We start from the raw sequence: 25,941 nt of genomic DNA on the forward strand, positions 1-25,941 counted from the left end.
GTAGCATTTACGTAGCATTCGAATAAAAATAAGACTAATTATACATAGTAAAAATTATATTTAACCATTATTAGTGTATTTTAAGTGTAATTTAATATTGGGAAAGATTATATGTAACTTTTAGAAGCTAAAAAAAGAGAAATAATTCTAAAATTATTCTCTTCCTAATTCGTGTAAAAAGTTGTTTTTGCAGGAGTGATGTGTCTTAATTTTAAAAACATCATTGAAGTCATAATTGCATCATTTAGTGCATCATGTTTTCCAAGTTCTGGAATATCTAATTCTTTTAAAATTGTGTCAAATTTTAAATCAATAAATTCATATTCACTAGTTTTTTTTCTTGTTTTATAATACATTGAAGAAACTTCAATTGATTCATTTGGAAGTTTTATACCAATGAATTTTTTTGTATATTTTGATATCATTGCAATATCAAAATTTATGTAATATCCAACAATAGGTCGATTTCCAATAAATTCTAATAACTCTTTTATTGCTACTTCTGGTTCAACTGCATTTTCTAAATCTATAGGTCTAATATGATGAATTTTAATTGATTCAGCGGTTACATTTTTTGAAGGTTTAACAAAAATATTAAGAGTTTTTCTCATTAATATTTTATTTTCTTTTATTAAAACTGCACCAATTGAAAGTATTTCATCTTTTCTAGGACTAAGCCCAGTAGTTTCACAATCTAAGCATATATATTCATGTTCTTTAGGTTCATCAAATAGATATAGATATTTATCATCTTTTAGTTTTCTTTTATTCCAGCTTCTTAAAAAATTATCAAACATTACGAAATCTTATCAATTTTAAATGTGAAGTTAATGAATTTTTTAAAATCACTAACAATTTTGAAAGAATCTTTTAATAAATCTCTTTCAATTTTTCCTAAAGTATGAGTATCTATTTCATTTGTAATTTTTTTATTTTCTTGAACATATTCAAGTTGAGCTTTTAATCTTAATGTATTTACTACATCAAAAGCCTCTTGTAATTCTGCTGCTTGTTCTTTTTCTAGAACTTTTCTTTGCTCTAAAAGTTTTATTCTTTTAACTGTAGTTGTTTCTCTAATTCGCTCACGTAAAGCAAGTGATCTTATACCTTGAACTATTGGGAAAACAGCAGTTTTTTTAATATCAATATAATGTACTTTTGTCATAAAGTTTGCAATTGTACTTGGTGTATCAAAAGTTAGAGTGGCTTTTGCAAAATATGCCATAAACACATCTTTATCATGTAGCTTATAGAATAAATCATCTTTTAGATTAATTAATAAATCTTTATCTCCAGCAACTGCAAAAGAGTCAAAGAATATAGCTAAATCCATGTAGTTTTGCATATCTGGAGCTTCAATCCATCTTGCAGTTTCACTTTTATATTCACTAACAGTTTTACACCAAAATGGATTTGAAACCATAATATTACCTTCACATGGTGGATAACCAAAATCAATTAATGTTTCAGTGATTTTTTCCATAAAAGGTCTGTATTCATTAACATCAACTCCATCTTTAATTACTAGTGCATTATCTTGGTCAGTTTTCATGATTTGTTCATTTCTACCTTCACTTCCCATTACAATAAAACAAGCATTTTTTTGTAAGTCTTCTGGTAGAATTAATTTATATAGTTTCTTATAAACTTTTGTATTTAACTGTCCAATTAAATTTGATATGTGATTAACTTTTACACCTTTTGCATGTAAGGATTTGATTATATTTAGAAGGTCTTTACTTGCAGATTTTAACTCTTCAATATTTTTAGATTTTTTAATTTGTGTATCTACTACATAAGTATTATTTGCAAAATGAGATAAAACATCAATTTGCTCTAGTATTCCTAACATATCACCATTTGAGTTTACAACTCCAACTCTTTTGATATTTCTTTTTATTAATACTGAAAGTGCATCGAATAAATAGTCATCATTGAATACAGTCATTAATGGAAATATTGCAATATCACTAACTGGAATAGATAAATCTCTTCCTTCTAATAAAACTTTTACTTTTAAAAGAGAATCTGTAATAATTCCATATTCGTTATTATCACCTTTTATAAGAATTGTAGAAGTTTTATATTCCATTGATTTTTGAATTGCATCAATTAGTTTTGTATGTGGTTCTACAATACATGCATCATGTATTAATGAATCATCAACTTTTGCAATCATAAATGAAGACAATTCAGAAGTGTATTCTTTATCTTTTAATGTTTTTAATTTATTCACTAAATCTTTTAAGAAGAAATCTTTAAAGGCTTGATTCTCTTCTATTAGTTTTAAAAATGTATTTTTTTCTAATTCGTAACAAATTAGATCTTCATGTACTTTAAATGTATTTTTACATTCGCCATAAATAAGTGAGTTTGCATCAAAGGAGTCTTCTTGATGATAATCCATTACAATCTCATCATCACTGTATTCATATACAGTTCCCTTAATAATAATAAAAAAGTGGTTTGAGATTTTCTCCGGACTAATTAAAACAGAATCTTTCGCATAATAAGCAATATCCATGTGTTTTATACAAATATCAGATTGCTCTTGATTTAGAACTTCAAAGGGGTGGATGTTTGAAAGATAGGCTTCTTGATCTTGTAAACTCATATAGTGTCCTTGCAGTTAATATAATTTAATTATATATTAATAAAATGTAATATAAATGGAATTTTTTTCTTGTTTCTGTAGATAATATTACTTTCTATTAATTAAAAACTTAGTTAATAGAAAATAATATAATAAAAAAAAGCCAACCCGAAGGTTGACTTTTAGTAGGTTTTAGTGATCAACTGCCTCACCAGCACCTGAAGGAATTCTGATCTTTTCAACTAGATCTTGAATCTCTTGTGGTGGTTCTGGAGTCATTCTTGAAATAACTACTGCCACGATTAAGTGAAGTAATGTTCCAATTGTACCAATACCTGTAGGTGCAATTCCTAAGAAGTAATCTTCTTTAGCTCCACCTAAGAATACGAAGTAGATAATGTAACCGAATGTGAAAATTAAACCAGTTAAAATACCAGCAATCGCACCTTCTTTATTCATTCTCTTATCGAATACACCAAGGATAATAGTTGGGAAGAATGCTGCTGCCGCTAAACCAAATGCGAACGCAACAACTTGTGCAACAAATCCAGGAGGGTTAATCCCTAAGTAACCAGCAACACAAATTGCAGCTACTGCTGAAACTCTTGCCCACATTAACTCAGTTTTTTCGTTTAATGTAGATTTACCAGTTTCTTTATCTTTAAAGATTACTTGTCCCATAAGGTCATGTGAAATTGCTGATGCAATTACAAGTAATAAACCTGCTGCTGTAGATAATGCTGCTGCAAGACCACCAGCTGCGATGAATGCGATTACCCAGTTAGGTAAGTTTGCAATCTCTGGATTTGCAAGTACCATGATATCTCTATCAACGTATAACTCATTTGCAATTCCGTTTCCTTTAGCTAATTCAGCTTCACCAGCTGGACCTTTAGCATTAGTTACAAGTCTATGACCGTCTTCTGCTCTTTTTTCACCATCAAATGCTGGTTTACCTTTTGCACCATCGAATGCTTTTCCAGTAGCGTATTGGATTTTACCATCGCCATTTCTATCATTCCATGCAATAAGACCACCATTTTCCCATGTTCTGAACCAGTTACCATCATTTGGTGTACCATCAGAGTGAGATAATTCACCGTTTACAAATGCTTTGTATTCAGTGTTTTGTAAGTTCTTAATTAAGTTAACTCTTGAGAAAGAAGCAACTGAAGAAATAGTTGTATACATAATAGCAATAAATACTAATGCCCATCCTGCAGAGATTCTAGCATCTTTAACAGTTGGTACTGTAAAGAATCTAACAATAACGTGTGGAAGACCAGCTGTTCCTAACATTAACGCAGTTGTTAACATGAACATGTTCCATAAGTTACCTGGTTGAGTATAATCACTAAACCCTAAATCAGAAACCGCGGTATCTAGTGCATGCAGTAGATATGTTCCTTCTGGAATAACTTGTACACCTGAATCAAATGCAAATGAAGTTGTAGCAAAAATACCTAATTGAGGTAAGAATGTATCAGTAACTTGTAATGATAAGAAAATTGCTGGAATCATGTAAGCAAAAATCATAACAACATATTGTGCAACTTGAGTATAAGTAATACCTTTCATACCACCAAGAACAGAGTAGAAGAATACAATAGCCATACCAATAAGTACACCTGTATTTACATCAACTTGTAAGAATCTTGAGAATACGATACCAACACCTCTCATTTGTCCAGCAACATATGTGAACGAAACGAAAATAACAGCAACAACTGCAACTAATCTAGCTGCATCTGAATAATATCTGTCACCAACGAAATCTGGAACTGTAAACTTACCAAACTTTCTTAAGTATGGAGCTAATAACATTGCTAGTAGAACGTATCCACCAGTCCAACCCATTAAATAAGCACCACCATCAGAACCTTTGAAAGAAATGATTCCTGCTAATGAAATGAATGAAGCTGCTGACATCCAGTCTGCTGCTGTCGCCATACCATTTGCTACTGGGTGAACCCCTCCACCTGCAACATAGAAATCTTTAGTAGATCCAGCTTTTGCCCAAAGTGCAATACCAATATAAACTGCGAACGAAATACCTACGAATAGGTAAATTAATGATTGTAATTCCATCTTGTTAACTCCTATTCACTAACGCCGTATTTTTCGTCGATACTTGTCATTACTTTAACGTAAATGAAGATTAATATAACGAATACGTAAATTGCACCTTGTTGTGCAAACCAATAACCTAATTTAACACCACTAATTTCAATAGTGTTAAGTTCATTAATGAATAAAATCCCACATCCAAAAGATACAACGAACCAAACTACTAATAGTTTAAGAATCATTGCAATGTTTTCTTTCCAATATGCTTGTGCTTTTTCTGGACTCATATTCTGCTCTCCTTATTGATTTTTACCAAACAAGTAAATTGTTTAATAATTTAACATTGAAAGTATAGTAAGTGTAGATAGCAAAAAGATAGCAATTAAAAAAGAATTTAAAAAAATTATTTTGAACGTAGTATTAGAGTAGCAATATATCTATGTAGCGACCATAGGGTCGGGCTTCTTAAACAGAATAATATCTGTCAATTTTATAACCCAATCCTCTGATATTTTTTATAAAGTCTTCTTTTAGAGCTTTTTTAAGTCTTGATATTTCAGCTCTTATTGTAGGATTGTCGATGTTCTCCCCATCCCAGATGTCAATTCTGAATCTCTCGAAGTCTACAATCATATTAATATTAAGTGCTAAGATATGAATTATTTCTAATTGCTTCTTAGTTAGACTTTGTGGTTCACCATTAAAATATAGAGTTTGATTATCTTTTGAATAAGAATAATTCTCTGAGAATCTAATATGTGATGTATTATTTTGTTCTTTTTTAAGAATTAGATTAATTTTAATAGCCAATTCTTCTAAGTGGAATGGTTTTTTAAGATATTCTCTAGCTCCAAGCTCATATGCCTTAGAAATGTCTTCTATATCTATTAGCGCAGAAATAAATATAGTAGGAATATATACTTTTTTAGTATTAAGTTCTTGTAGTATAGTAAAACCATCTTTTGTTGGAACATTTATATCTAGTATTAATAAATCATAAGTACTATCAATATTATCCAACACCTCTTGCCCATCAGTAAAACTTTCAACCATATGTCCAATATTTTTTAAATATTCACAAATGGCATTGTTTAACATTAATTCATCTTCAAGTAGTAGTATCTTCATTTATCTTAAACCTATATGTAAATTTTGTTTCTTTGTCGTTTGATTCTAAATTAATCAATACAGAACTTTTATCGCAAATATCTTTTACGATCTTTAATCCTAAACCAAATCCTCCCCTTGCTGAGTTTTCTCTATAGAAGTCATCAAAAATTCTATTTTTATAATCTATTTTTTTTGAATTAGTTGAAACAGAAAACTCTATTTCACTGTCATTAACATAATCAAGTCTTACAAATACTGGTGATTTAGGGTAAGAATATTTGATTGCATTTGATAAGTTATTATCAATTACCCTTTGTAATTCAGTTTTATTAAATTTTATATAAATATCATCTTGTATATTACTTACAAAGTATAATGAATTAGATATAGCAATTTCATCAAAGAAATCTAATCTATTTATTAGTATCTCTGTATAATTTAAATACTCTTTTTCATAAACTACACGATCTTTTTTAATAAGATAAGATAAATCATCATAAATGTATTGAATTATTTTAGAACCAGATTCAATGTTAATTATATATTTGTTATTAGGAATATTCATTTTTAATAAGTCAATATTTGTTTGAATAATTGATAGTGGAGTATTAATCTCATGTACTGAGTTTTTAATAAAAGTTTTTTGTGATTCTATTAGTTTTGTTAATTCTTTAGTTTTCTCATCTACTTTATACTCAAGATTTTTATTTAAATCTTCTAACATATGAGTTTTTAGTTTTATATTATTCATTGCATCTGTTGCATAATTTGCAATTACTTTAAATTCTCCAAAGATAATTCTATTTTGATTGATTGGATCATCATTATCTTGAGACTCTTTAAAATATTTACCTATTTCTTTTACATCATTGACAATCAATATGGTTGCATTTTTATAAATGAAAATTGAATATAAAACAAGCATTATTGTTAAAGACGTGATTTGAAGAGTATAATCAGACATTTTTTGATTGTATTCTTCATTTTTTTCTTTTACTAGTTTTTCAATTTCGTCTAAATATACACCTTTACCAATAGTCCATTGCCATTTGTCATAAGAGTTTGCATAAGATATTTTTTGAACATTTTTACTAATATCAGGTTTATACCATATATAATCAACATAACCGCCTATATATCGCTTTGAGGCTTTGATTAGGTCATATATAACTCTTTTACCTGTATTGTCTATCATATTAATTCTATTGTCACCAATACTGTCTTTTGCTACAGGATGAAATAACAATGTTCCATCATAAGAATAGATAAAAATGTAATCACTAATATCTCTTTTACTTTTCATTTTTTCAATTGCTAGTAAAATATCTTTTTTGATTTCATCTTCTGGTTTAATATTTTCGTATTTGTTATGATAGTATTCGATAAAACTGATTACTGAGTTTATATCATTTTTAATTAGTTCTTTTTGATTGCTTGTAAAGTCTGATTTTAGAGTACTGATTTTTTCTTGTAATTCATCATGAGCATTTTCTATTATTATAAATGTAAAAAATGAGATTAATACAACAATGAATAGAATGCTGTATACAATAAGGTGATATAAGCTTTTCGCTTTAAACATAAAAAATCTTCCTAAGGTTTAGTGTAGGATTAGAATAGCTTTATTTATATAAGAAAGAACTTTTGTATATAAGAATTATATGATTTTTTTGTTATTTAAGTGGCGCGGTAGAAGGGACTCGAACCCTCGACCTCCTGCGTGACAGGCAGGCGTTCTAACCAACTAAACTACTACCGCGCTTAAAGATATTAAATACATGAGTATTTAAAAGTCACTTGATAAAAATCTTTAAAAAATCTAATGCTACTGCATTTTGTGATTGTTTAAAAATGGTGGTCGATGCAAGACTCGAACTTGCGACGTCTACCTTGTAAGGGTAGCGCTCTACCAACTGAGCTAATCGACCATAATATTAATTGTGTTGGTGACCCCTAGGAGACTCGAACTCCTGTGATTGGAATGAAAATCCAAGATCCTAACCGCTAGATGAAGGGGCCAACATTATAATAATAAATTTTGTGATTGTTTGTATATTCAAATCATAAATTTGAATGGTGACCCGTGATGGATTCGAACCATCGGCCACCTCCTTAAAAGGGAGATGCTCTACCAGCTGAGCTAACGGGTCACAATGAAAATAATTGTATTTAAAAATATGATCTAAATCATTTTTTTAAATTTAGTGGCGCGGTAGAAGGGACTCGAACCCTCGACCTCCTGCGTGACAGGCAGGCGTTCTAACCAACTAAACTACTACCGCACTATTAATACTAAACACTAGGTATTTAGAAGTCACTTTGAAAAAATGAATCTTTAAAAAATCTAATGCCACTGCATTTTGTGATTATTTAAAAATGGTGGTCGATGCAAGACTCGAACTTGCGACGTCTACCTTGTAAGGGTAGCGCTCTACCAACTGAGCTAATCGACCGATGGTGACCCCTAGGAGACTCGAACTCCTGTGATTGGAATGAAAATCCAAGATCCTAACCGCTAGATGAAGGGGCCATCGTTTAACATTATATTGTGAATTCAAATCATAAATTTGAATGGTGACCCGTGATGGATTCGAACCATCGGCCACCTCCTTAAAAGGGAGATGCTCTACCAGCTGAGCTAACGGGTCACAATGAAAAAAAATAGTGGCGCGGTAGAAGGGACTCGAACCCTCGACCTCCTGCGTGACAGGCAGGCGTTCTAACCAACTAAACTACTACCGCACTATTAATACTAAACACTAGGTATTTAGAAGTCACTTTGAAAAAATGAATCTTTAAAAAATCTAATGCCACTGCATTTTGTGATTATTTAAAAATGGTGGTCGATGCAAGACTCGAACTTGCGACGTCTACCTTGTAAGGGTAGCGCTCTACCAACTGAGCTAATCGACCGATGGTGACCCCTAGGAGACTCGAACTCCTGTGATTGGAATGAAAATCCAAGATCCTAACCGCTAGATGAAGGGGCCATCGTTTAACATTATATTGTGAATTCAAATCATAAATTTGAATGGTGACCCGTGATGGATTCGAACCATCGGCCACCTCCTTAAAAGGGAGATGCTCTACCAGCTGAGCTAACGGGTCACAATGAAAAAAAATAGTGGCGCGGTAGAAGGGACTCGAACCCTCGACCTCCTGCGTGACAGGCAGGCGTTCTAACCAACTAAACTACTACCGCACTATTAATACTAAATACTAGGTATTTAGAAGTCACTTTGAAAAATGAATCTTTAAAAAATCTAATGCCACTGCATTTTGTGATTATTTAAAAATGGTGGTCGATGCAAGACTCGAACTTGCGACGTCTACCTTGTAAGGGTAGCGCTCTACCAACTGAGCTAATCGACCGATGGTGACCCCTAGGAGACTCGAACTCCTGTGATTGGAATGAAAATCCAAGATCCTAACCGCTAGATGAAGGGGCCATCGTTTAACATTATATTGTGAATTCAAATCATAAATTTGAATGGTGACCCGTGATGGATTCGAACCATCGGCCACCTCCTTAAAAGGGAGATGCTCTACCAGCTGAGCTAACGGGTCACAATGAAAAAAAATAGTGGCGCGGTAGAAGGGACTCGAACCCTCGACCTCCTGCGTGACAGGCAGGCGTTCTAACCAACTAAACTACTACCGCACTATTAATACTAAATACTAGGTATTTAGAAGTCACTTTGAAAAATGAATCTTTAAAAAATCTAATGCCACTGCATTTTGTGATTATTTAAAAATGGTGGTCGATGCAAGACTCGAACTTGCGACGTCTACCTTGTAAGGGTAGCGCTCTACCAACTGAGCTAATCGACCGATGGTGACCCCTAGGAGACTCGAACTCCTGTGATTGGAATGAAAATCCAAGATCCTAACCGCTAGATGAAGGGGCCATCGTTTAACATTATATTGTGAATTCAAATCATAAATTTGAATGGTGACCCGTGATGGATTCGAACCATCGGCCACCTCCTTAAAAGGGAGATGCTCTACCAGCTGAGCTAACGGGTCACTCGTAATTTAAGTTGTTGTTCTTAAATTGGACTGGAATTATAATAGGTTTTTATTTCTTTGTCAAGACTTTTCCGAAGAAATTTAAAAATTTTTGCTAATGCCGTATTTGCAGCTTGTATTTGAACCTCTTCTCTGCTACCTTCAAAATGGCATGTATCCACGATATAATCGGCATTCTTCTGTGCTATTCCTATCACTACTGTACCTACTGGTTTATTTTCACTTCCACCTGTTGGTCCTGCTACCCCAGATACGGCTATAGCGTAGTCGGCACTAAATTTTACTAGGCTTCCTTCTAACATCTGTTTTACAACTTCTTTTGAAACTGCTCCAAAATCATTTAAAGTTGTATTTTTTACATGTAATTCTTGTTCTTTTATTTCATTTGAATAAGAGACTATTGCTCCATTAAAAATATCAGATGAACCAGAAATTTTTGTTATTAGATGAGCTATTAATCCACCCGTACATGATTCAGCTGTTGTTATAGTCTTTTTATTAGCTCTTAGCAGTGTTTGAAGTTCAATCATGTCATTAGTATTAAATATTTCATTTCTCATGTTATAGAAGCCTTAAAATTGTAATTATAGTATTATATATAGTTGTAGTAAAAAGTAGTATAAAAAAAAGTGTAAATATTAAAAGAAGTTGGGCTATATAATAAGAGTTAAATACTCTTATTATATATGTGTAATATGAAAATTACTTGTCGTCTGTATAATCAGCTAAGAATTGATCTTCATAGAATTCAATATTTAAGTAATCACAAACTACTTTGATATCTCTTTCTGCATTTCCTAAACAAGATGTTGCACCTGGAGATGGAGTCATATTAAAGATAATTCCATTACCTGGGTTAATTGATGCTTCACCAAGCATTAATTTTTGTTCTTCTTTATTTAGAACCTGAGGTCTAACACCACCAAATCCTTTTGCATATTCAATATCATCAACAGATAATGATGGTACAATTTTTTGAGCATCTTTTACGAATAACTTTTTATTGATACCTGGAACTTCGAATAAGAAGTTTTTGAATACATAGTTTCTAATTTCTGAATCTTTTAATAAGTCCCAGAAGATTTTAAGAATATTACCATCAATGTTCATTGTTTTAATACATTGACCAACTGATTTGAATCCTTTATATCTTTCAAGTACACCAAGAGCTAATGCTGTTGGTCCAAATCTAGTTTTTCCATCTTCTAAGATATCTGGATCACCATGCAATGCTGCAAATGGTAATTTATCATTTTGAACCATGTAAACTTTACCATTTAAGAATTCACCACTAGTAATATAGAATGATCCAGCCATTGATAATGATCCCATATGTTTACCGTAACCCATTTTATGAGCTAAGTATAATGAGTGAGCACCAGCATTAACTACAACGAAGTCAGCAGTATAAACAGTACCATTAACAGTAGTTAATTTGTATTTATCACCAATTTGTTCAATTTCTTCTACTTCTGAGTTGTAGAAAATATCTGTAGTTTTTGATTCATCTGCACTTTGCGCAGCTTTAGCTAATTCGTTTGTCATAGCACCAAAGTCAACAGTTGTATATTGATCTTTTGCACCCATAGCAACGATTGGCTCTGGTCTATCAATAGTTTGTTCTTTATCTGCATAAACTAATTTAGGCTCTAATTCTCTTAATTGTTCTTTATCCCATAATTCTAAGTAAGGGAAAATTTCTTTGAATTCGTTATATCTATTTGTAATAAATTCAACTTCATCAGCTCCAACACCTAAAGCCATTTTTTGATGCTTATGCATAACAGTTTCTTGTAAACCATACTCTAAACAGAACTTCTCAATCATTTTGGCAGTTCTTTTAGTGATTTTTGCTTTTTCAAAAGTATAGTTAGTCTCAATATCACCTACGTGAATTGTTTGAGAGTTACTTGTACCTTTTGAGTTAAGAGTTGCAAGACCTTCATATTTTTCTAATAAACAAATATTTTTTGCACTAGAATATTTTGCTAGCTCAAAGAATAATGCTGCACCAGAGATTCCTCCACCAACAATAACGACTTCATAATGTTTCTCATTCATATTTATAGTTCCTATCTATTTGCGAAATATAGATGGATTATATCATATTAAAGTTAGATTAAGTTAAATAAAATAAATAATTGTGCATTAAAGTAATAAAGTATAGAGTTTCGTAACACCTAGTAATAATGGATAGAAGTCATTTATGTACATTTTTTGTACACAATGTGCAACTTACGAAATTTATAAAAGTTTCACTAATACTAGTTTTAAACTTATTTAGATATAATCTACGATTTAATAAAAACTATATATATTTAGATAATTGAAGGTACTTTAAAATGGATTACAAAGAGAGTTTATTACTACCAAAAACTTCATTCCCTATGAGAGGGAATCTTCCTCAAAACGAGCCAAAAAGATATAAGTCTTGGGATGAACAAAAAGTTTATGACAGAATGAAAAAGAATAGAGAAGGTGCTCCTTCTTTTACTTTACATGATGGACCACCATATGCAAATGGACACATTCATATTGGTCATGCATTAAACAAAGTTTTAAAAGATATTATTAACAAGTTTCACTACTTTGATGGGAAATCAATTAGATACGTTCCAGGTTGGGATTGTCATGGTCTACCAATTGAGCAAAAAGTTGAAGAGAAGATTGGGTCTACTAAGAAAAAAGAGTTACCAAAATCTAAATTAAGACAATTATGTAGGGATCATGCATCTAGATTTGTTGATATTCAAAGAGATGAATTTAAGAAATTAGGTGTTATTGCTGATTGGGAAAATCCATATTTAACAATGGATTTCAAATTTGAAGCAAATATCTATAGAGAATTATGTGCTATTGCTAAGCAAGGTTTATTAATTCAAAGATCTAAGCCAGTATATTGGTCTTGGGCTGCACAAACAGCATTAGCTGAAGCAGAAGTTGAATATGAAGATAAAACATCTCCATCTATTTATGTTGCATTCAAGCATGAAAAATTAGATGCATCTGTAATTATCTGGACTACAACTCCATGGACATTACCAGCTAATACTGGTATTTCTTTAAATGGTGAAGAAGAGTATGTATTAACATCTGATAAATTTATCGTTGCTAAAAAATTATATAATTCATTAATTGAAAATGAAATAATCTCTGGTGAAATTGTTGATTCTGTATGTCCTAAAGAATTAGAAAATACTCATGCAATTAATCCAATTAATGATAGACAATCAAAAATTATCTTAGGTGAACACGTTGAAATGGATGCTGGTACTGGTGCAGTACATACAGCTCCTGGACATGGTGAGGATGACTATAAAGTTGGTTTAAGATATGGATTAGATGTTATCATGCCTGTTGACGCTTATGGGAAATATGATGAAACAATTGTAAGAGAAAAATTATTTAGAGATACTGATAAATATCTTGGATTAAATGTATTTAAAGCAAATGCATTAATTTTAGAAGAATTAGGCGATGCTTTAATTAAACATGTTGATATTAGACACTCTTATCCACATTGTTGGAGAACACATACACCTATTATCTTTAGAGCAACTAAACAATGGTTTATCTCAATTGATGATGAGTATGGTGAACAAAATAAAACACTTAGAGAAAATGCTCTTCAAGTTGTTGAAGATTTAACTTTTTATCCTGAGTGGGGAAGAAATAGATTAAGATCTATGCTTGATGGTAGACCTGATTGGTGTATCTCTAGACAAAGAGACTGGGGAGTGCCTATTGCATTCTTTAGAAATAAAAAGACTGATGAAATCATTTTTGATGAAAAAGTTCTTAACTATACTGCTATGATCTTTGAACAAAAAGGTTGTGATGCTTGGTATGATTTAGAAATTTCAGAATTATTATATCCAGGTTCTGGACTTAATCCTGAAGATTTAGAAAAAACTGTAGATATTTTAGATGTATGGTTTGATTCTGGTTCTACTCAAAATGCAGTATTAAGATCAAGAAATTATGATGCTGGTACTTTTCCTGCTGATATGTACTTAGAAGGTTCAGATCAACATAGAGGTTGGTTCCAATCATCATTATTAACTACTTTAGCATCGCAAGAAATTGCACCTTATAAATCAATTTTAACTCATGGGTTTACTGTTGATGAAAAGGGTGAAAAAATGTCTAAATCAAAAGGAAATGTTGTTGCACCTGATAAGGTAATGAAACAATATGGTTCTGAGATTTTAAGACTATGGGTTGCTATGAGTGATTATCAATCAGATTTAAAAATCTCTGATAATATCTTAAAACAAAACGCAGAGTTATATAGAAAAATTAGAAATACTTCAAGATTCCTACTTGCAAACGTAAGTGACTTAGAAGAGATTGTTTCTGTTGACAAAATGGGTGAAGTTGATAAATGGATTTTATCTAGAGCTAAATCTGTATTTGATGAAATTGAAGCTGCATTTAATGTATATGAATTCTCTAAAGGATTAAATAAATTAAATAACTTCTTAGTTGTTGATTTATCTGGTATCTATTTAGATGTTTGTAAAGATAGATTATATTGTGATGATAAAAATGATATTCATAGACTTGCATCTCAAAGTGCAATGGCATTAATTGCTAAGAAATTAATTTCTACTTTAGCTTGTATCTTAACTTATACAATGGATGAGTTATTAGACTATGCACCTGCATTTATTAAAGGTGATGCTAAAGATATCTACGATTATGAAAAAGTAGTATTACCAGAAGTTACTTCATCATTTAATGAAGAAGTATTATTAGCTGCAAAAGAAAAATTCTCTGAAATCAAAGATGCATTAAGTAAAGAAAAAGTGATTAAATCTACTTTAGAATTAGATATGTACACTAATTGTGAAGAGATTTTAGCTCTTGGAAATACTGAAGCTTCTGACTGGTTCTTAGTATCTTCTGTAACGAATACTAAACAAAGCTCAGATATACTAGGAACATTCCAAATAGATGGGAAAGATTTTGAAGTATACAAAGCAAGTGCTCATAAATGTCCAAGATGTTGGAAATTTACAGCAACAAAAGAAGATACACTTTGTTCAAGATGTGACGAAGTTTTAAACTAGAGTTCACATGTTTCAAGATCAAGTATCATTAACATTTATATTCCAAACAATTGCAGTTATCTTAGGATTAACTGCTCTTGGAATATATTTAGTAAAGAAAAAAGCAAAAGAGGTAAAGTAACATGATGCCATTTTCAGATGAAGATTTACAATCTCCTGTTAGTTCGATTATAAAAAGTAAGATAGCCCCAATGTTAGCAAGAGATGGTGGCGCAATTCAATTATTACAAATAAAAGATGCTAAAGTATATATCCAATTACAAGGGGCATGTGTCGGTTGTAGTGCTAGTGGTAGTACTTTGAAATATATTGTTGAAAAAGAATTAAAAGCTGCAATTCACCCTGAATTAGAAATCGTGAATGTACCTCAAGGCATGGAAAATAGATTAGAGGAATTTTAATGATTAACGAAAGTAGACTATTAAATGAAGCAAATAGTTTTTTCACTCAAAAAATGTTCGAAAAAGCTTTATTTTTATACTCTCAATTGTCTTCAAATTTCCCAAGTAATAAAGAATACCCAATATACGCGCTATTTTGTGACATAGCAAGTGAAGATGAAGAAAAAGCTATTTCTTTGTTTGATTACTTCTCTGTTGTAAAACAAGATAGTATTGAAGAAGCTATAACATATGTAGAAGATATTGTAAATGCTTACGATGGTGATATTGATAAAATGATGGGATTACTAAAAGATTTAAGTAACTCGACGGTAGATTCTTTAGATGCAATAAAATATGATGATTTCAAAAGATTGATTGATTCAAGAGGTTCTTTTAGAATTGCATTTGAAGATATTATGTTTTCAACAAAAGTTGCAATTGAAAATAAAGATGATTTCTTTGATTTTGTAACTAAATTGATTGATAATGATTTTAATACAACAGCATATACATATCTTGATGGCTTTAATGAGTATTTTTCTTATGACGAAGAAATTGAGAAGTTATATAAAAGATTGGAAGAGAAAGAACTTGCAAATAATCATAAATAATAAAACTTATACAGATAATTCTAATGAAGCGAATGAAAATAGCGTTTTTGTAGTTTCTAAACAGAATGAAAAATTTGTAGATGCAGCCAAGAGTAAGGGCTGCACTGAAATTATTCAAGCAAAAGATTTAGATCAGCACTTTGATATGTCTAGTATTAAAGTAATTGGTATTACTGGAACTAACGGTAAAACAACTACAGCAGCTGCTATTTATTCTTTTTTATTGGATTTAGGATATAAAGTTGCTCTTCAAGGAACTAGAGGTTTTTTCATTAATGATGAAAGAATTGAAGAGTACTCTTTAACTACTCCTGTTCAATTAGGTAATTTTGCACATATTCAAAAAGCTATTGAAAACGAATGTGACTTCTTTGTAATGGAAGTTAGTTCTCATGCAATTGAACAAAAAAGAATTGAAGGTATAAAGTTTGAACTTAAAATTCATACTAATATTACTAGAGATCATCTTGACTATCACAAAACTATCGAAGAGTATATTAATGTTAAAAACTCTTTCTTAAGAGATGATACAAAAAAACTTATTAATAAAGATGATAAGAATGTTAGATTTAATACTAAGAATACATTAGCTTATTCTTTGGATGATCCATCAACTTATAAAGTTGCAGCATACTCTTTTAAAAATGGAATGCATGTAATGTTTTCTCATTTTGGTAAGATGCATTCTTTTTCATCAACAATGATGGGTATTTTTAATGTTTATAATCTAATGGCAGCAGTTGGTGCAGTTCATATGCTTACAAACAAAGATTTAGATGAGATTTGTGAAGTAGTAGAAAACTTTGCTGGTGTATCTGGAAGAATGGAAACTATCCATGCTGATCCATTAATTATTGTTGATTTTGCTCATACTCCTGATGGAATGAAAGAAGTACTTCAAAGTTTTAATGAAAGAGATATTATTTGTGTATTTGGTGCTGGTGGAGATAGAGATCAAGATAAAAGACCACTAATGGGAAGTATTGCTGCTTCTTATTCAAAACATATAATAGTAACATCTGATAATCCAAGATTTGAAGATCCAGATTTAATTGTTGAAGATATTTTAAAAGGTATCAAAAACCATCAAAGTGTGAAAGTTGATATTAATAGAAAAGCTGCAATTAAAATGGCCATTGATATGGCAGATAAAGATTCAGTTGTATTAATCCTTGGAAAAGGTGATGAATCAACTCAAACTATTTATGATAAAAAAATACCATTTTCTGATAAAGAGGAAATCTTAAAGCATATCTAATGATATGCTTTAATTAATATCCCTTTATTATTCTTCACAGACTCTACAAAGTAGTTTGTTGGTGTAAGAATAGTATCTTTGCCTAAGATCTGTTTAATCTGCCAAGACAGCTCTAAAACTCTATCCCTAGCTAATCCTCTTAACGCATAAGTTTTTAATTTACTTGATTTAGAATAGTTCTCTAATTTAATATTTTCTATTCCTTTAAATGCATCAATATCGTCTTTTCCTAAAACAGCAATTACTTCAAGTCTTATTGCTTTTTTATTCTTTTCTAGAAAACTTTTCATTTGTTCTTTACATGAAGTTGTTGGCATAATAGTAGCTGCTTTATATCCATAACATGTAAGTTTATTAAAGCTTCTTGTATTGTAAAACTCTTTGAATTTCTTTTTTGTTAAGTTTTCATCACTTATTTTAACTTCTTTGATTACTTCTTTTATTTGAATAACAGTTTCTACTTTAGGAGTTTGAGTTTTTACTATTACTTCTTCTTTTGTAGTTTTTTCTTTTTTTACAAGAACTTCTTGTGATTTAAGTATTTGTTTTTTTTCAACTTGTAAATCTTCAATAATTTCATTTTGTCTATTAAATAAAAAAACTATTGCAGTAAATATTAGTATTGCAAAAATTCCTATAACTGGAAAAGTTAAATTCTTTTTTTCTTCTTTACTTATTGATTTTTGTGAGTTAGATTTGTTAGTTTTTCTTTTTTCAAGTTTTTCGTCTTTAGAGTTTGTATTCTCTTTCTTTTTTTCTCTTTCTATTTTGTGTTCTTTAAAATGATCTGTTGAGGCAGATTTTTTTAAAAGTTCCTTTATTTCTTCTTTCTTCTGTTCTTCCATTGTTACTCTTTGTTTTTTATGTAGATGTAAATAATCAACAAAATTATAGCTAAAAACAGAGGATAAAAGAAAAGGTAATCTTTTAAAATAATACGATTTTTCTCTATTTTTGACTTCTCTAAATTATTTATATCTTCGTATATGGTTTTAAGATCTTTTTTTGAATATGCTGTATATGCTTTTGCATTAGATTGTTTCGCGATTTGAGATAAAACACTTTTATTAGAAGGGCCAATTCCTACTGTATATACTTTTATTTTATATTTACTAAGTAACCTTAATACTACATCTTTTGGTATCTGACTGGCTGTATCTTCTCCATCACTTAATAAAATGATTACATTTGATTTGGCTTCTTTTTTCTTTAGGATATTAATACTAGAAGCTAGTGAGTCATATAAAGCAGTTTTACTTCCTGCCATTTCAACTTCTAAATAATTAATTATTTCTTTTTGTGCATTTTTATCAAAACTTAGGGGACTTGCTAATAATGCAGCATCTCCAAAGACAACTAATCCTATGTTATCAGCATTTCTTTTATTTATGAAGTCTTTTACTATCTCTTTTACTACATCAAATCTATTTTTGCTTTCATCGTTTTTATCTAAGTCTCTATATTTCATAGAACCACTTGCATCAAGATTTAGAATAATATTAATACCATCATTTTTTATTAGTTTGTTATCTAGTATTTTTATAGGTGAAGATAGGGCGATTATAGATAGGACTATAATCAAGTACTTCAAAATATTTAAAAAGATGTTTGTCTTCTTATTTGATTCTTGAAATATATGTAAATGAGGAATCAAATATGAAGGGCTTTTTGCTTTACAAAAAATAGAACAGATTACAAAAATAAAAATAAGTAAAAGTATATATGGATATTCAAGTGTAATATTATTAAACATCTAAACTCTCCATAAAAGTAGATAATTTTGCTTTTATATTTTTATCTATTTTATCAACTTCTTTTTTGTATTTGTATTTATCTAATTCTTCTATTAGTTCATTTGCTAGTTTTATCTCTCTAGGTGTTTTTGCTAATAATCTTGAATATTTACTTATTTCATATGCTGTTTTTTTACTATTAGAAAAATCAATATTTTTAAGATTAGATAAATACTCTTTTCTTCTATTTGGTTTTTTTCTTTTAATCATTTTAGTTACAAATACAATTAAAATGATTAATAAAATAAAACAAAAAATAGATATTAATACTAGAAATAAAAAAGAGTTATCTGGTATTTCAACTATATCTTTTATATCATGTAGTTTTAAAGTTTGAGTATTTTCTATCATCTTAATAAACCTATTAACTTTTTGATAGGTTCTTCATGGGTATAAACTTTTGTAAATCTAATTGAGCAGTCTTGAAAATGTTTAAATAGTTTTTTATCATTACTTTGAACTTTTTTAATATATTCATTTATTGTTGATTTATTTAGTAATCCTTCATAATTTATATTTGAGCTTGGATCATTAAAATTTACATTTCCTAATTCTAGTGGTTCTTCTTCAAATTTATCTCTTATTACTAAAGCAATAACTTCATGTTTTGTTGCTAGTAGTTTTAAATCTAAACTTTCAATATCAAAAAAATCACCAATTAAAAATATAATTGATTTATGATTTATAGCTTTAAATAACTCTTTTGTAATATGAGGATAGTTTATACTTTTACCTATGACATTGTAGTTATATAGTTGTTCACTCATAAAGTTTACATTAAAAACTCTTTTTGATTTTTTTGTACAAAGCTGTAAGGATTCATTTGCAATATAAGAAGCAAAAGGATCTCCTTGTTTTGTGGAGATAAAAGCAATGGCAGATGATAATTCACAAATAATATCTTGTTTGAATCTTTTTGAACCAAAAAATATTGAACCACCAAGTAGGTTTACTATTTTGATATTTTGTTCTTTTTGAGAGTGAAAAACTTTTACATAAGGTTTTTGCATTTTAGCACTTATAACCCAATCAATGTTTTTTACATCTTCTCCATATTCATACTCTTTAAGTTCACAAAAATCATAACCTTCCCCTTTTTGTTTAGAAGTGTTATTTCCTATTATTTCAGAGAAGGCTTGTTTTTTACTTTTGATAAGTATTTTTTTTAAAGCTTGATTCATTGTTTATGGAATATCAATTTTTTCTAAGATTTTTTGTATTAAATTATCAACATTAATTTCTTGGGCTTGAGCTTCATAACTTAGAATAATTCTATGTCTTAATATACTTTTTGCAACTAATGAAATATCAAGGGGCGAAACATAATCATTCCCTCTTAAATAAGCACTAGCCTTCACAGCTTTAAACATATCAATTGTTGCTCTTGGACTTGCTCCAAAATGTATTTGTTCTTCTATTTCTTCTAATCCATAATCTTTAGGTTCTCTTGTTGCACAAATAATTGTTACAATATACTCTTCAAGTTCTTTATCAATATGAATATTTAAAACTTCTTTTTTTAACTCTTCTAAACTATCTTTATCTAAAACTTTATTTATTGTTTCAAAAGAGTTCATAGTAGCTTTTTTTGCTATTTCATACTCTTCTTCTTTATTATTATAATCAACTACAATTTTGAACATAAATCTATCTAATTGAGCTTCAGGAAGTGAATATGCACCTTCTTGTTCAATTGGATTTTGAGTTGCTAATACTAAAAAAGGAGAATCAACTTTGAATGAATTCTCAGCAATAGTTACTTGTCTCTCTTGCATAACTTCAAGAAGTGCTGATTGAACTTTTGCAGGAGCTCTATTAATCTCGTCTGCTAAAAGTAAGTTTGTAAAGATAGGACCTTTTTTGATTTTGAATTCACTAGTTTTCATATCATAGATTTGAGCCCCTATAATATCACTTGGTAATAAATCAGGTGTAAATTGTACTCTTTTAAAATCTAAATCAATAGCATCTGAAATAGCTTTTACTGTAGTTGTTTTTGCAAGTCCTGGAACACCTTCAAGTAAAATATGTCCATTTGTTAATAATCCTATTAAAATAGAACTAACCATATCTTCTTGACCTATTACACCTTTTTTTATCTCATCTCTTAGTTGCTTTAACTTCTCATGTGAATTCAAATATTATCCTTGACTTTTTGCTGATTTATTTTATCAAAAGTGTCATAAAAAATTTAGAATTCAATAAGAAATTTTGCACCATTTTCATAAGAATATGTTAGTTTCCCTTGTAATTGCAGTTTTGAGATTGTATTTATTAGTTTCAAGCCTAAAGAATCAGAGTTATAAATATCTATATTTTTATCTATTCCTTCTCCATTATCTTTAATAATTAAAGTATATGTATTATCTGTTCTTTCCATTTTAATTAATAGTTTTGGTTTATCATTATTTTTGAAAGCATATTTGAAAGCATTTGTAATTACTTCATTTATTATCAAACCACAAGGCATTGCTATTTCTATATTTAGGTATATGTCTTTAATATCAATATTAACATCAATTTTTTTATCATAATTATATGTATTTTCTATATCATATACTAAATTTGTCACATAGTCTTTGAAAGATATTTCATTTAATTTTGAAGATTCATATAACTTCCTATGCAATAACTCCATAGTATAAATTCTCTCTTGAATATTGTTTAATATTTTTTTTGTATTTTCATCTTCAATTTCTACTTCTTGTAATTTTATTAATCCAATAGTCATAGCTAGATTGTTTTTTACTCTGTGATGAATCTCTTTTAATAAAACCTCTTTCTCTTCTAGAGAGTTTTGTAATTCTTTAGTTTTATTTTCTACTTTTGAATCTAAGGTTTTAATATTTTGTTGTAAGGAATCAAGCATTGAATCAAATACAATTCCTAAATGACCTATATCATCATTTCCTTTTACTTTACTTCTAATGTTTTTATTCCCTTTATTTACTTCTTTTGCAGTATCTGAGAGAATATTTATACCTTTAAATAGTCTTTTGAATAAAAAGAAACCAGCAACAATAGATAGGAATAAAGCAGTTAGTGAAGCAGGTAAAATTTTCCAAAAAGTTGAATCAACATGTGTATTTAAATCTTCATCATAAATAGTTGTAACTAATAAAAAAGTATATTTATCATTTTTATCACTTAAATCATCTATCCACGTGTGGGCTTTTTTATTATTTAGCTTGTGAACTAATGGTTCTTTATTCTTAGCATCATTAATTTGTTTTGCTGTTAAATCCCCTGTAAAAATATTTTTTACATCGGACATATTACTTATTGAATATCTTTCTTTTCTTTTCTTTTGGTCTTCTTCATACAGTGGTCTATTATCTTCTTGTGAATATTCATCATTAATCCACATTAAATAAGTTTTACCTTTGTGAAACTTATGTGTTAAAGCAAAAGTTTTTTGAACATTTATTTTTATACCTTCTTCAAAAGAAGCATGATTTTTATTAAGTTTATACTCTTCACATAATATTGAGATATTTGTATTTTTATCTATTTTTGTTTTATATAATAAATACTTGACTTTTCTTTTTAATGAATAGTGTTTATTCAAAAACTTGTGATTAGTCCAAGTATCTTCTTTTGCTTTTTTTATTGCTTCTAGGAAAAGTTTATTTTTGATATTTGTTTTTACTGTATCTGTATTTTCAAGAAGATAATAACAGTGATTTACAATATTGCTTTTTTTTATGTTTTTTATTAAATTTTCTGTACTAGTATGATTTTTTTTTAGTTCTAATAAGTCTAAAACTAATTTATATCTTGTTTCACTTTTTTCTAAAACACCTTGAATTCTAAGAGCTTTTCCTGCAACTTTTACTTGTTCTTTAGTTACTGCAATCATTTGTTCTATTCTTTTTTTTGTTTGTGCGTATTGTTCTTTTTGCATTTTTGGAACAATCATTAAAAAAAGAACACTTAATAAAAATATAGATAAAAGAAAAAGAGCTAAAGCTACTTTCATATTTAGAGTATATGATTTTACTTGTAGTAATTTAGGCATTATTTTGAAATCTTTAATTTATATCCAGACTCATATACATTTTCAAGAGGGTTAAATTCTAGTTTTTGTCTTAGTCTATAAATTAATGTTCGAAGTTTTCCCATATCATAAAGCTCTTCTCTCCAAACGTATGCAGATATTTGTTCAAAACTTATTACACTATTTGGGTTTTCACACATTATTTCAAATAATTTTTTTTCATTTTTTGTTAGTTTTATTAGTAAGTCATTTTTGTATAAAGCTGATTTTGTTTTATCAAAACTTAGATTACCTTCTATTAATATATATTGACTTTCCTCTTTTATTACTTGCTTTTTATTAGCGAAAAAATATCTATGTTTATGTATAGCCATTGTAATTGTGGCTTTCAAATCTCTATCTCTGCATGGTTTTATTAAATATCCGTATGGTTCACATTCCATTGCTTGATTAATTGTCTTGTCATTTGAGTATGAAGTCAAAAATATAATAGGTATTTTAAGGCTTTTCCAAATTTCATTGGCAGCATCAATTCCTGAACTATTATTTAAATTTATATCCATAATTACTAAATCTGGTAGTCTATTTCTTGCATGATTTATAGCTTGTGCCGCACTAGTTTCTATTCCTGTTACTTCATAACCCATTTTTTTTAAACTAACTTCCATAGACATAGCTAGGATTACTTCATCTTCTACTATTAAAATACTGATGTCAATATCATTTTGTGATAAATTTGATAATTTAGTCAACAAAATCCTTTTTTGTTAAAATTAATGGTTATGATACTCACTATCAATTTAAAGAAAGATTAAGCGAACTTGCTATAAAAGCTATACAAATTATGAAATATCATCTGTTTCTATTATAAAAGTACATAGTATAAAGCAAAACAATATCTAATTGCTATAAATATTATTGAAAATTAAAATGTGATTATTCTGTGATTATATATAAGTATGATTCTCAATATCATTTAGAAAAACAAAGGAATTATACAATGAAAAGTAAAAAACTATTTATTAGTCTTTCTGCATCTGCTTGTCTTGCTTTATCTTCAATTGCAAGTGAAACAGAAAGTTTAGGGGAAATCTCAATTGAAGATACTGCATTTGAATCGCATATTAAAAGTATGACTTCAGAAAAATTAGATTTAATTCAAGCAAGTGACGTAAAAGATATTTTAGATTCACTTCCATCTGTGAATGTTTCAGGAAGCTCAAGATATTCTCAAAAAGTATATGTAAGAGGTTTAGAAGATAAGTTTTCTAATATCACTATTGATGGTGCTAGAATGACAGGACAACTTTTTCATCACTCAGGAGATCAAACAATTGATCCAGAGATGTTAAAAATTGGTTCTATTGAACTTGGACCTAATTCTGCTTTAAGTGGACCAGGAGTTGTTAATGGTTCATTTGTATATGAAACAAAAGATCCAAGTGATTTATTAGAAGATGGTGAAAACTTTGGTGGAAAAATTTCTTTTGGTCATGAAACGGGATATAACAGAAATAGTGTAAACCTTTCATTATTTGGAAAAGTAAATGAACATGTAGAAATCTTAGGTGTTGGAAATATTGTTGATGATGGTGAAATTGAAACACCAGCTGGTAATGTAAAAGATAAAGAGAGTAAATTAGAGAGTGGTTTATTAAAATCAGTATTTAAATTAAATGACAGTAATACTTTAAAATTATCATATAACAAATATAATGATGGTGGAGGAAGAAATATTTCTGCTGAAAAAGGTAATGCAACAGAAGTAACTGATAATGACTTCAATGAAATTACAAGAGATACATATACTCTTAACTACGAATATAATCCTGATAATGATTTAGTAAAAGTTGATGCAAAAGTATATTTAAACTCACAAGAAATGTTTAGAGCAAAAGCAGATACATTTGATCAAAATAAAGTAAAATCTGGTCAAAGTGGTGATAGATATTATGAAAACACTAGTGAAGGTTTTGATTTAAGAAATAGTTCAATCTTTGGTAATCATGTATTAACATATGGAGTTGATTATTCAAAAGATGAACAAACTAAAAGATCTATTGGGGATCAAGGTACTTACTATAGTTCAAGAAGTAATTCAGATATAGCAAATAGTAATAATATTGATGGTTCTGGTACATTAACTTCACAAGGAATATATATTGAAGATGAACTAAGTCTTGGTGCTTTAGTTTTAAATATTGGTGCAAGATATGACAAATTTAAACTTGGTGGTTGGTATAGTGGTGATTTCAATAAAGTAACACCTAAATTCAAAAGTAAATATCAAGTAAATGATGATTTAAGTTTTAGATTTGCATACGGAAAAATTTTCAAAGCTCCTGCTTTACCAGAGACTTTAACTCTTTCTCAAAGTTCAATTGATTCATGGAATGCAGATGGTGTAGAAGCTCAAGAAGGTCATAACTACGAGGCAGGATTTGATTATGATTTATCGGAAGCATTAAATGCTGATGATGCAATCTTTGGATTTACAGCATATACATATAATGTAGACAATTATTCTCATCCTACAAAAAATAATGCTTTAGCACCACAATATGATGTAAAAGTTCATGGGGTTGAATCTGTATTTAAATATAACAAAGATGACTTAGGATTAAGTTTATCTCACTCTTATTCAGATGGATCAGAAAAAAGTTTATCTGATGGAAGTAAAAAAGATCCAAGAACTGCAAAAATTCATTCTTTTAAAACAGGAGTTGATTATAGTTTCTCTGATGCACTAAAAGTAGCTTATTCTTCTCAGTTTGTTTTAGGTAATACATATGCTTATAAATCAGATCAAATGGTTTCTAGAAGTGGTTATGCTGTTCATAATATTAACTCAACTTATAAAATTAAAGATGGATCATTAAAAGGTGCAACACTAAACTTTGGTATTGATAATATTTTTGATAAACAATATGCACAACATACTGCATTTGGTGTTTACTTCGATAGTGAAGAATATACAGATTATGAAGTTGGTAGAAACTTCAAAGTAAAATTAGCTTATAAGTTTTAA

Annotated in this window: 20 protein-coding genes and 20 tRNA genes; 5 read left to right on the top strand and 35 right to left on the bottom strand. The window is 29.2% G+C overall.

Annotated features, from left to right (window positions below):
* Window positions 1-164: 164 nt before the first annotated feature.
* The 28 genes from ALEK_RS03795 to ALEK_RS03930 all read right to left on the bottom strand — a co-directional run bounded on the left by ALEK_RS03795 (window position 165) and on the right by ALEK_RS03930 (window position 11,860).
* Window positions 165-797 carry a 3'-5' exonuclease gene (locus tag ALEK_RS03795; protein WP_071626145.1) on the bottom strand — a complete coding sequence of 211 codons (633 nt, stop codon included), beginning with the start codon at window positions 795-797 and terminating at the stop codon, window positions 165-167.
* Window positions 797-2,614, bottom strand: coding sequence for a DUF294 nucleotidyltransferase-like domain-containing protein (locus ALEK_RS03800; RefSeq protein ID WP_071626144.1), 1,818 nt, complete (start codon window positions 2,612-2,614; stop codon window positions 797-799). The genes ALEK_RS03795 and ALEK_RS03800 overlap by 1 nt, the downstream gene beginning before the upstream one ends.
* A 171-nt stretch (window positions 2,615-2,785) precedes the next feature.
* Window positions 2,786-4,681 carry a sodium:solute symporter family protein gene (locus tag ALEK_RS03805; protein ID WP_071626143.1) on the bottom strand — a complete coding sequence of 632 codons (1,896 nt, stop codon included), beginning with the start codon at window positions 4,679-4,681 and terminating at the stop codon, window positions 2,786-2,788.
* An 11-nt stretch (window positions 4,682-4,692) separates the two neighbouring features.
* Complete coding sequence (locus ALEK_RS03810) at window positions 4,693-4,947, bottom strand: DUF4212 domain-containing protein (protein ID WP_071626142.1); 255 nt, start codon at window positions 4,945-4,947, stop codon at window positions 4,693-4,695.
* Window positions 4,948-5,125: 178 nt separating this feature from the next.
* Window positions 5,126-5,788 carry a response regulator transcription factor gene (locus ALEK_RS03815; RefSeq protein WP_071626141.1) on the bottom strand — a complete coding sequence of 221 codons (663 nt, stop codon included), beginning with the start codon at window positions 5,786-5,788 and terminating at the stop codon, window positions 5,126-5,128.
* Complete coding sequence (locus ALEK_RS03820) at window positions 5,769-7,352, bottom strand: sensor histidine kinase (RefSeq protein ID WP_071626140.1); 1,584 nt, start codon at window positions 7,350-7,352, stop codon at window positions 5,769-5,771. Before ALEK_RS03820 ends, ALEK_RS03815 begins: the two co-directional genes overlap by 20 nt.
* Before the next feature lie 100 nt (window positions 7,353-7,452).
* Window positions 7,453-7,529: transfer RNA gene (locus tag ALEK_RS03825), tRNA-Asp, on the bottom strand.
* A 93-nt stretch (window positions 7,530-7,622) separates the two neighbouring features.
* Window positions 7,623-7,698: transfer RNA gene (locus tag ALEK_RS03830), tRNA-Val, on the bottom strand.
* Between the two features lie 16 nt (window positions 7,699-7,714).
* Window positions 7,715-7,789, bottom strand: a tRNA-Glu gene (locus tag ALEK_RS03835).
* Between the two features lie 55 nt (window positions 7,790-7,844).
* Window positions 7,845-7,920: transfer RNA gene (locus ALEK_RS03840), tRNA-Lys, on the bottom strand.
* Window positions 7,921-7,975: 55 nt separating this feature from the next.
* Window positions 7,976-8,052 (bottom strand) — tRNA-Asp (locus ALEK_RS03845).
* A 95-nt stretch (window positions 8,053-8,147) separates the two neighbouring features.
* Window positions 8,148-8,223 (bottom strand) — tRNA-Val (locus ALEK_RS03850).
* Window positions 8,224-8,225: 2 nt separating this feature from the next.
* Window positions 8,226-8,300 (bottom strand) — tRNA-Glu (locus tag ALEK_RS03855).
* Between the two features lie 42 nt (window positions 8,301-8,342).
* Window positions 8,343-8,418 (bottom strand) — tRNA-Lys (locus ALEK_RS03860).
* Window positions 8,419-8,435: 17 nt separating this feature from the next.
* Window positions 8,436-8,512 (bottom strand) — tRNA-Asp (locus ALEK_RS03865).
* A gap of 95 nt (window positions 8,513-8,607) precedes the next feature.
* Window positions 8,608-8,683, bottom strand: a tRNA-Val gene (locus tag ALEK_RS03870).
* 2 nt (window positions 8,684-8,685) lie between these two features.
* Window positions 8,686-8,760 (bottom strand) — tRNA-Glu (locus ALEK_RS03875).
* A gap of 42 nt (window positions 8,761-8,802) precedes the next feature.
* Window positions 8,803-8,878 (bottom strand) — tRNA-Lys (locus ALEK_RS03880).
* A gap of 17 nt (window positions 8,879-8,895) precedes the next feature.
* Window positions 8,896-8,972 (bottom strand) — tRNA-Asp (locus tag ALEK_RS03885).
* 94 nt (window positions 8,973-9,066) lie between these two features.
* Window positions 9,067-9,142 (bottom strand) — tRNA-Val (locus tag ALEK_RS03890).
* Window positions 9,143-9,144: 2 nt separating this feature from the next.
* Window positions 9,145-9,219 (bottom strand) — tRNA-Glu (locus tag ALEK_RS03895).
* Between the two features lie 42 nt (window positions 9,220-9,261).
* Window positions 9,262-9,337, bottom strand: a tRNA-Lys gene (locus ALEK_RS03900).
* A 17-nt stretch (window positions 9,338-9,354) separates the two neighbouring features.
* Window positions 9,355-9,431, bottom strand: a tRNA-Asp gene (locus ALEK_RS03905).
* Window positions 9,432-9,525: 94 nt separating this feature from the next.
* Window positions 9,526-9,601 (bottom strand) — tRNA-Val (locus ALEK_RS03910).
* A 2-nt stretch (window positions 9,602-9,603) separates the two neighbouring features.
* A tRNA-Glu gene (locus tag ALEK_RS03915) sits at window positions 9,604-9,678 on the bottom strand.
* A 42-nt stretch (window positions 9,679-9,720) separates the two neighbouring features.
* Window positions 9,721-9,796: transfer RNA gene (locus tag ALEK_RS03920), tRNA-Lys, on the bottom strand.
* A gap of 23 nt (window positions 9,797-9,819) precedes the next feature.
* Entirely contained in the window at window positions 9,820-10,359 is a 540-nt protein-coding gene (locus tag ALEK_RS03925; protein ID WP_071627474.1) for a CinA family protein, read from the bottom strand.
* A 142-nt stretch (window positions 10,360-10,501) separates the two neighbouring features.
* A complete protein-coding gene (locus tag ALEK_RS03930; RefSeq protein ID WP_071627473.1) occupies window positions 10,502-11,860 on the bottom strand; it encodes an FAD-dependent oxidoreductase in 1,359 nt (452 codons plus the stop codon).
* Window positions 11,861-12,141: 281 nt separating this feature from the next.
* Here ALEK_RS03930 and ileS point away from each other — a divergent pair, with 281 nt between their 5' ends.
* The 4 genes from ileS to ALEK_RS03950 all read left to right on the top strand — a co-directional run bounded on the left by ileS (window position 12,142) and on the right by ALEK_RS03950 (window position 17,123).
* The gene (gene ileS, locus ALEK_RS03935) at window positions 12,142-14,871 is read left to right on the top strand and encodes an isoleucine--tRNA ligase (RefSeq protein ID WP_071627472.1); all 2,730 of its coding nucleotides are present in this window, start codon (window positions 12,142-12,144) and stop codon (window positions 14,869-14,871) included.
* 122 nt (window positions 14,872-14,993) lie between these two features.
* Window positions 14,994-15,272, top strand: coding sequence for a NifU family protein (locus tag ALEK_RS03940; RefSeq protein ID WP_071627471.1), 279 nt, complete (start codon window positions 14,994-14,996; stop codon window positions 15,270-15,272).
* Entirely contained in the window at window positions 15,272-15,865 is a 594-nt protein-coding gene (locus ALEK_RS03945) for a hypothetical protein (RefSeq protein WP_071627470.1), read from the top strand. The genes ALEK_RS03940 and ALEK_RS03945 overlap by 1 nt, the downstream gene beginning before the upstream one ends.
* Complete coding sequence (locus tag ALEK_RS03950; protein ID WP_071627469.1) at window positions 15,846-17,123, top strand: UDP-N-acetylmuramoyl-L-alanyl-D-glutamate--2,6-diaminopimelate ligase; 1,278 nt, start codon at window positions 15,846-15,848, stop codon at window positions 17,121-17,123. Before ALEK_RS03945 ends, ALEK_RS03950 begins: the two co-directional genes overlap by 20 nt.
* On the opposite strand, the gene ALEK_RS03955 is transcribed toward ALEK_RS03950, so the two are convergent.
* The 7 genes from ALEK_RS03955 to ALEK_RS03985 are packed head-to-tail and all read right to left on the bottom strand — an operon-like array spanning window position 17,120 to window position 23,665.
* Window positions 17,120-17,968 carry a hypothetical protein gene (locus ALEK_RS03955; protein ID WP_071627468.1) on the bottom strand — a complete coding sequence of 283 codons (849 nt, stop codon included), beginning with the start codon at window positions 17,966-17,968 and terminating at the stop codon, window positions 17,120-17,122. The two genes, ALEK_RS03950 and ALEK_RS03955, sit on opposite strands and share 4 nt — an antisense overlap.
* Window positions 17,969-17,970: 2 nt before the next feature.
* A complete protein-coding gene (locus ALEK_RS03960) occupies window positions 17,971-18,876 on the bottom strand; it encodes a VWA domain-containing protein (RefSeq protein ID WP_071627467.1) in 906 nt (301 codons plus the stop codon).
* Window positions 18,869-19,267 carry a hypothetical protein gene (locus tag ALEK_RS03965; protein ID WP_071627466.1) on the bottom strand — a complete coding sequence of 133 codons (399 nt, stop codon included), beginning with the start codon at window positions 19,265-19,267 and terminating at the stop codon, window positions 18,869-18,871. Before ALEK_RS03965 ends, ALEK_RS03960 begins: the two co-directional genes overlap by 8 nt.
* Window positions 19,264-20,097 carry a DUF58 domain-containing protein gene (locus ALEK_RS03970; protein WP_083574670.1) on the bottom strand — a complete coding sequence of 278 codons (834 nt, stop codon included), beginning with the start codon at window positions 20,095-20,097 and terminating at the stop codon, window positions 19,264-19,266. The genes ALEK_RS03965 and ALEK_RS03970 overlap by 4 nt, the downstream gene beginning before the upstream one ends.
* A 3-nt stretch (window positions 20,098-20,100) precedes the next feature.
* A complete protein-coding gene (locus ALEK_RS03975; protein ID WP_071627465.1) occupies window positions 20,101-21,054 on the bottom strand; it encodes an AAA family ATPase in 954 nt (317 codons plus the stop codon).
* Window positions 21,055-21,107: 53 nt separating this feature from the next.
* Entirely contained in the window at window positions 21,108-22,934 is a 1,827-nt protein-coding gene (locus ALEK_RS03980) for a sensor histidine kinase (RefSeq protein ID WP_071627464.1), read from the bottom strand.
* On the bottom strand, window positions 22,934-23,665 hold the full coding sequence (locus tag ALEK_RS03985; RefSeq protein ID WP_228146301.1) for a response regulator: 732 nt from the start codon (window positions 23,663-23,665) through the stop codon (window positions 22,934-22,936). The genes ALEK_RS03980 and ALEK_RS03985 overlap by 1 nt, the downstream gene beginning before the upstream one ends.
* 248 nt (window positions 23,666-23,913) lie before the next feature.
* Here ALEK_RS03985 and ALEK_RS03990 point away from each other — a divergent pair, with 248 nt between their 5' ends.
* Window positions 23,914-25,941 (top strand): TonB-dependent receptor, encoded by a 2,028-nt coding sequence (locus tag ALEK_RS03990; RefSeq protein WP_071627463.1) that lies wholly within the window; start codon window positions 23,914-23,916, stop codon window positions 25,939-25,941.

Source organism: Poseidonibacter lekithochrous (assembly GCF_013283835.1).
Classification (GTDB): Bacteria; Campylobacterota; Campylobacteria; order Campylobacterales; family Arcobacteraceae; genus Poseidonibacter; species Poseidonibacter lekithochrous.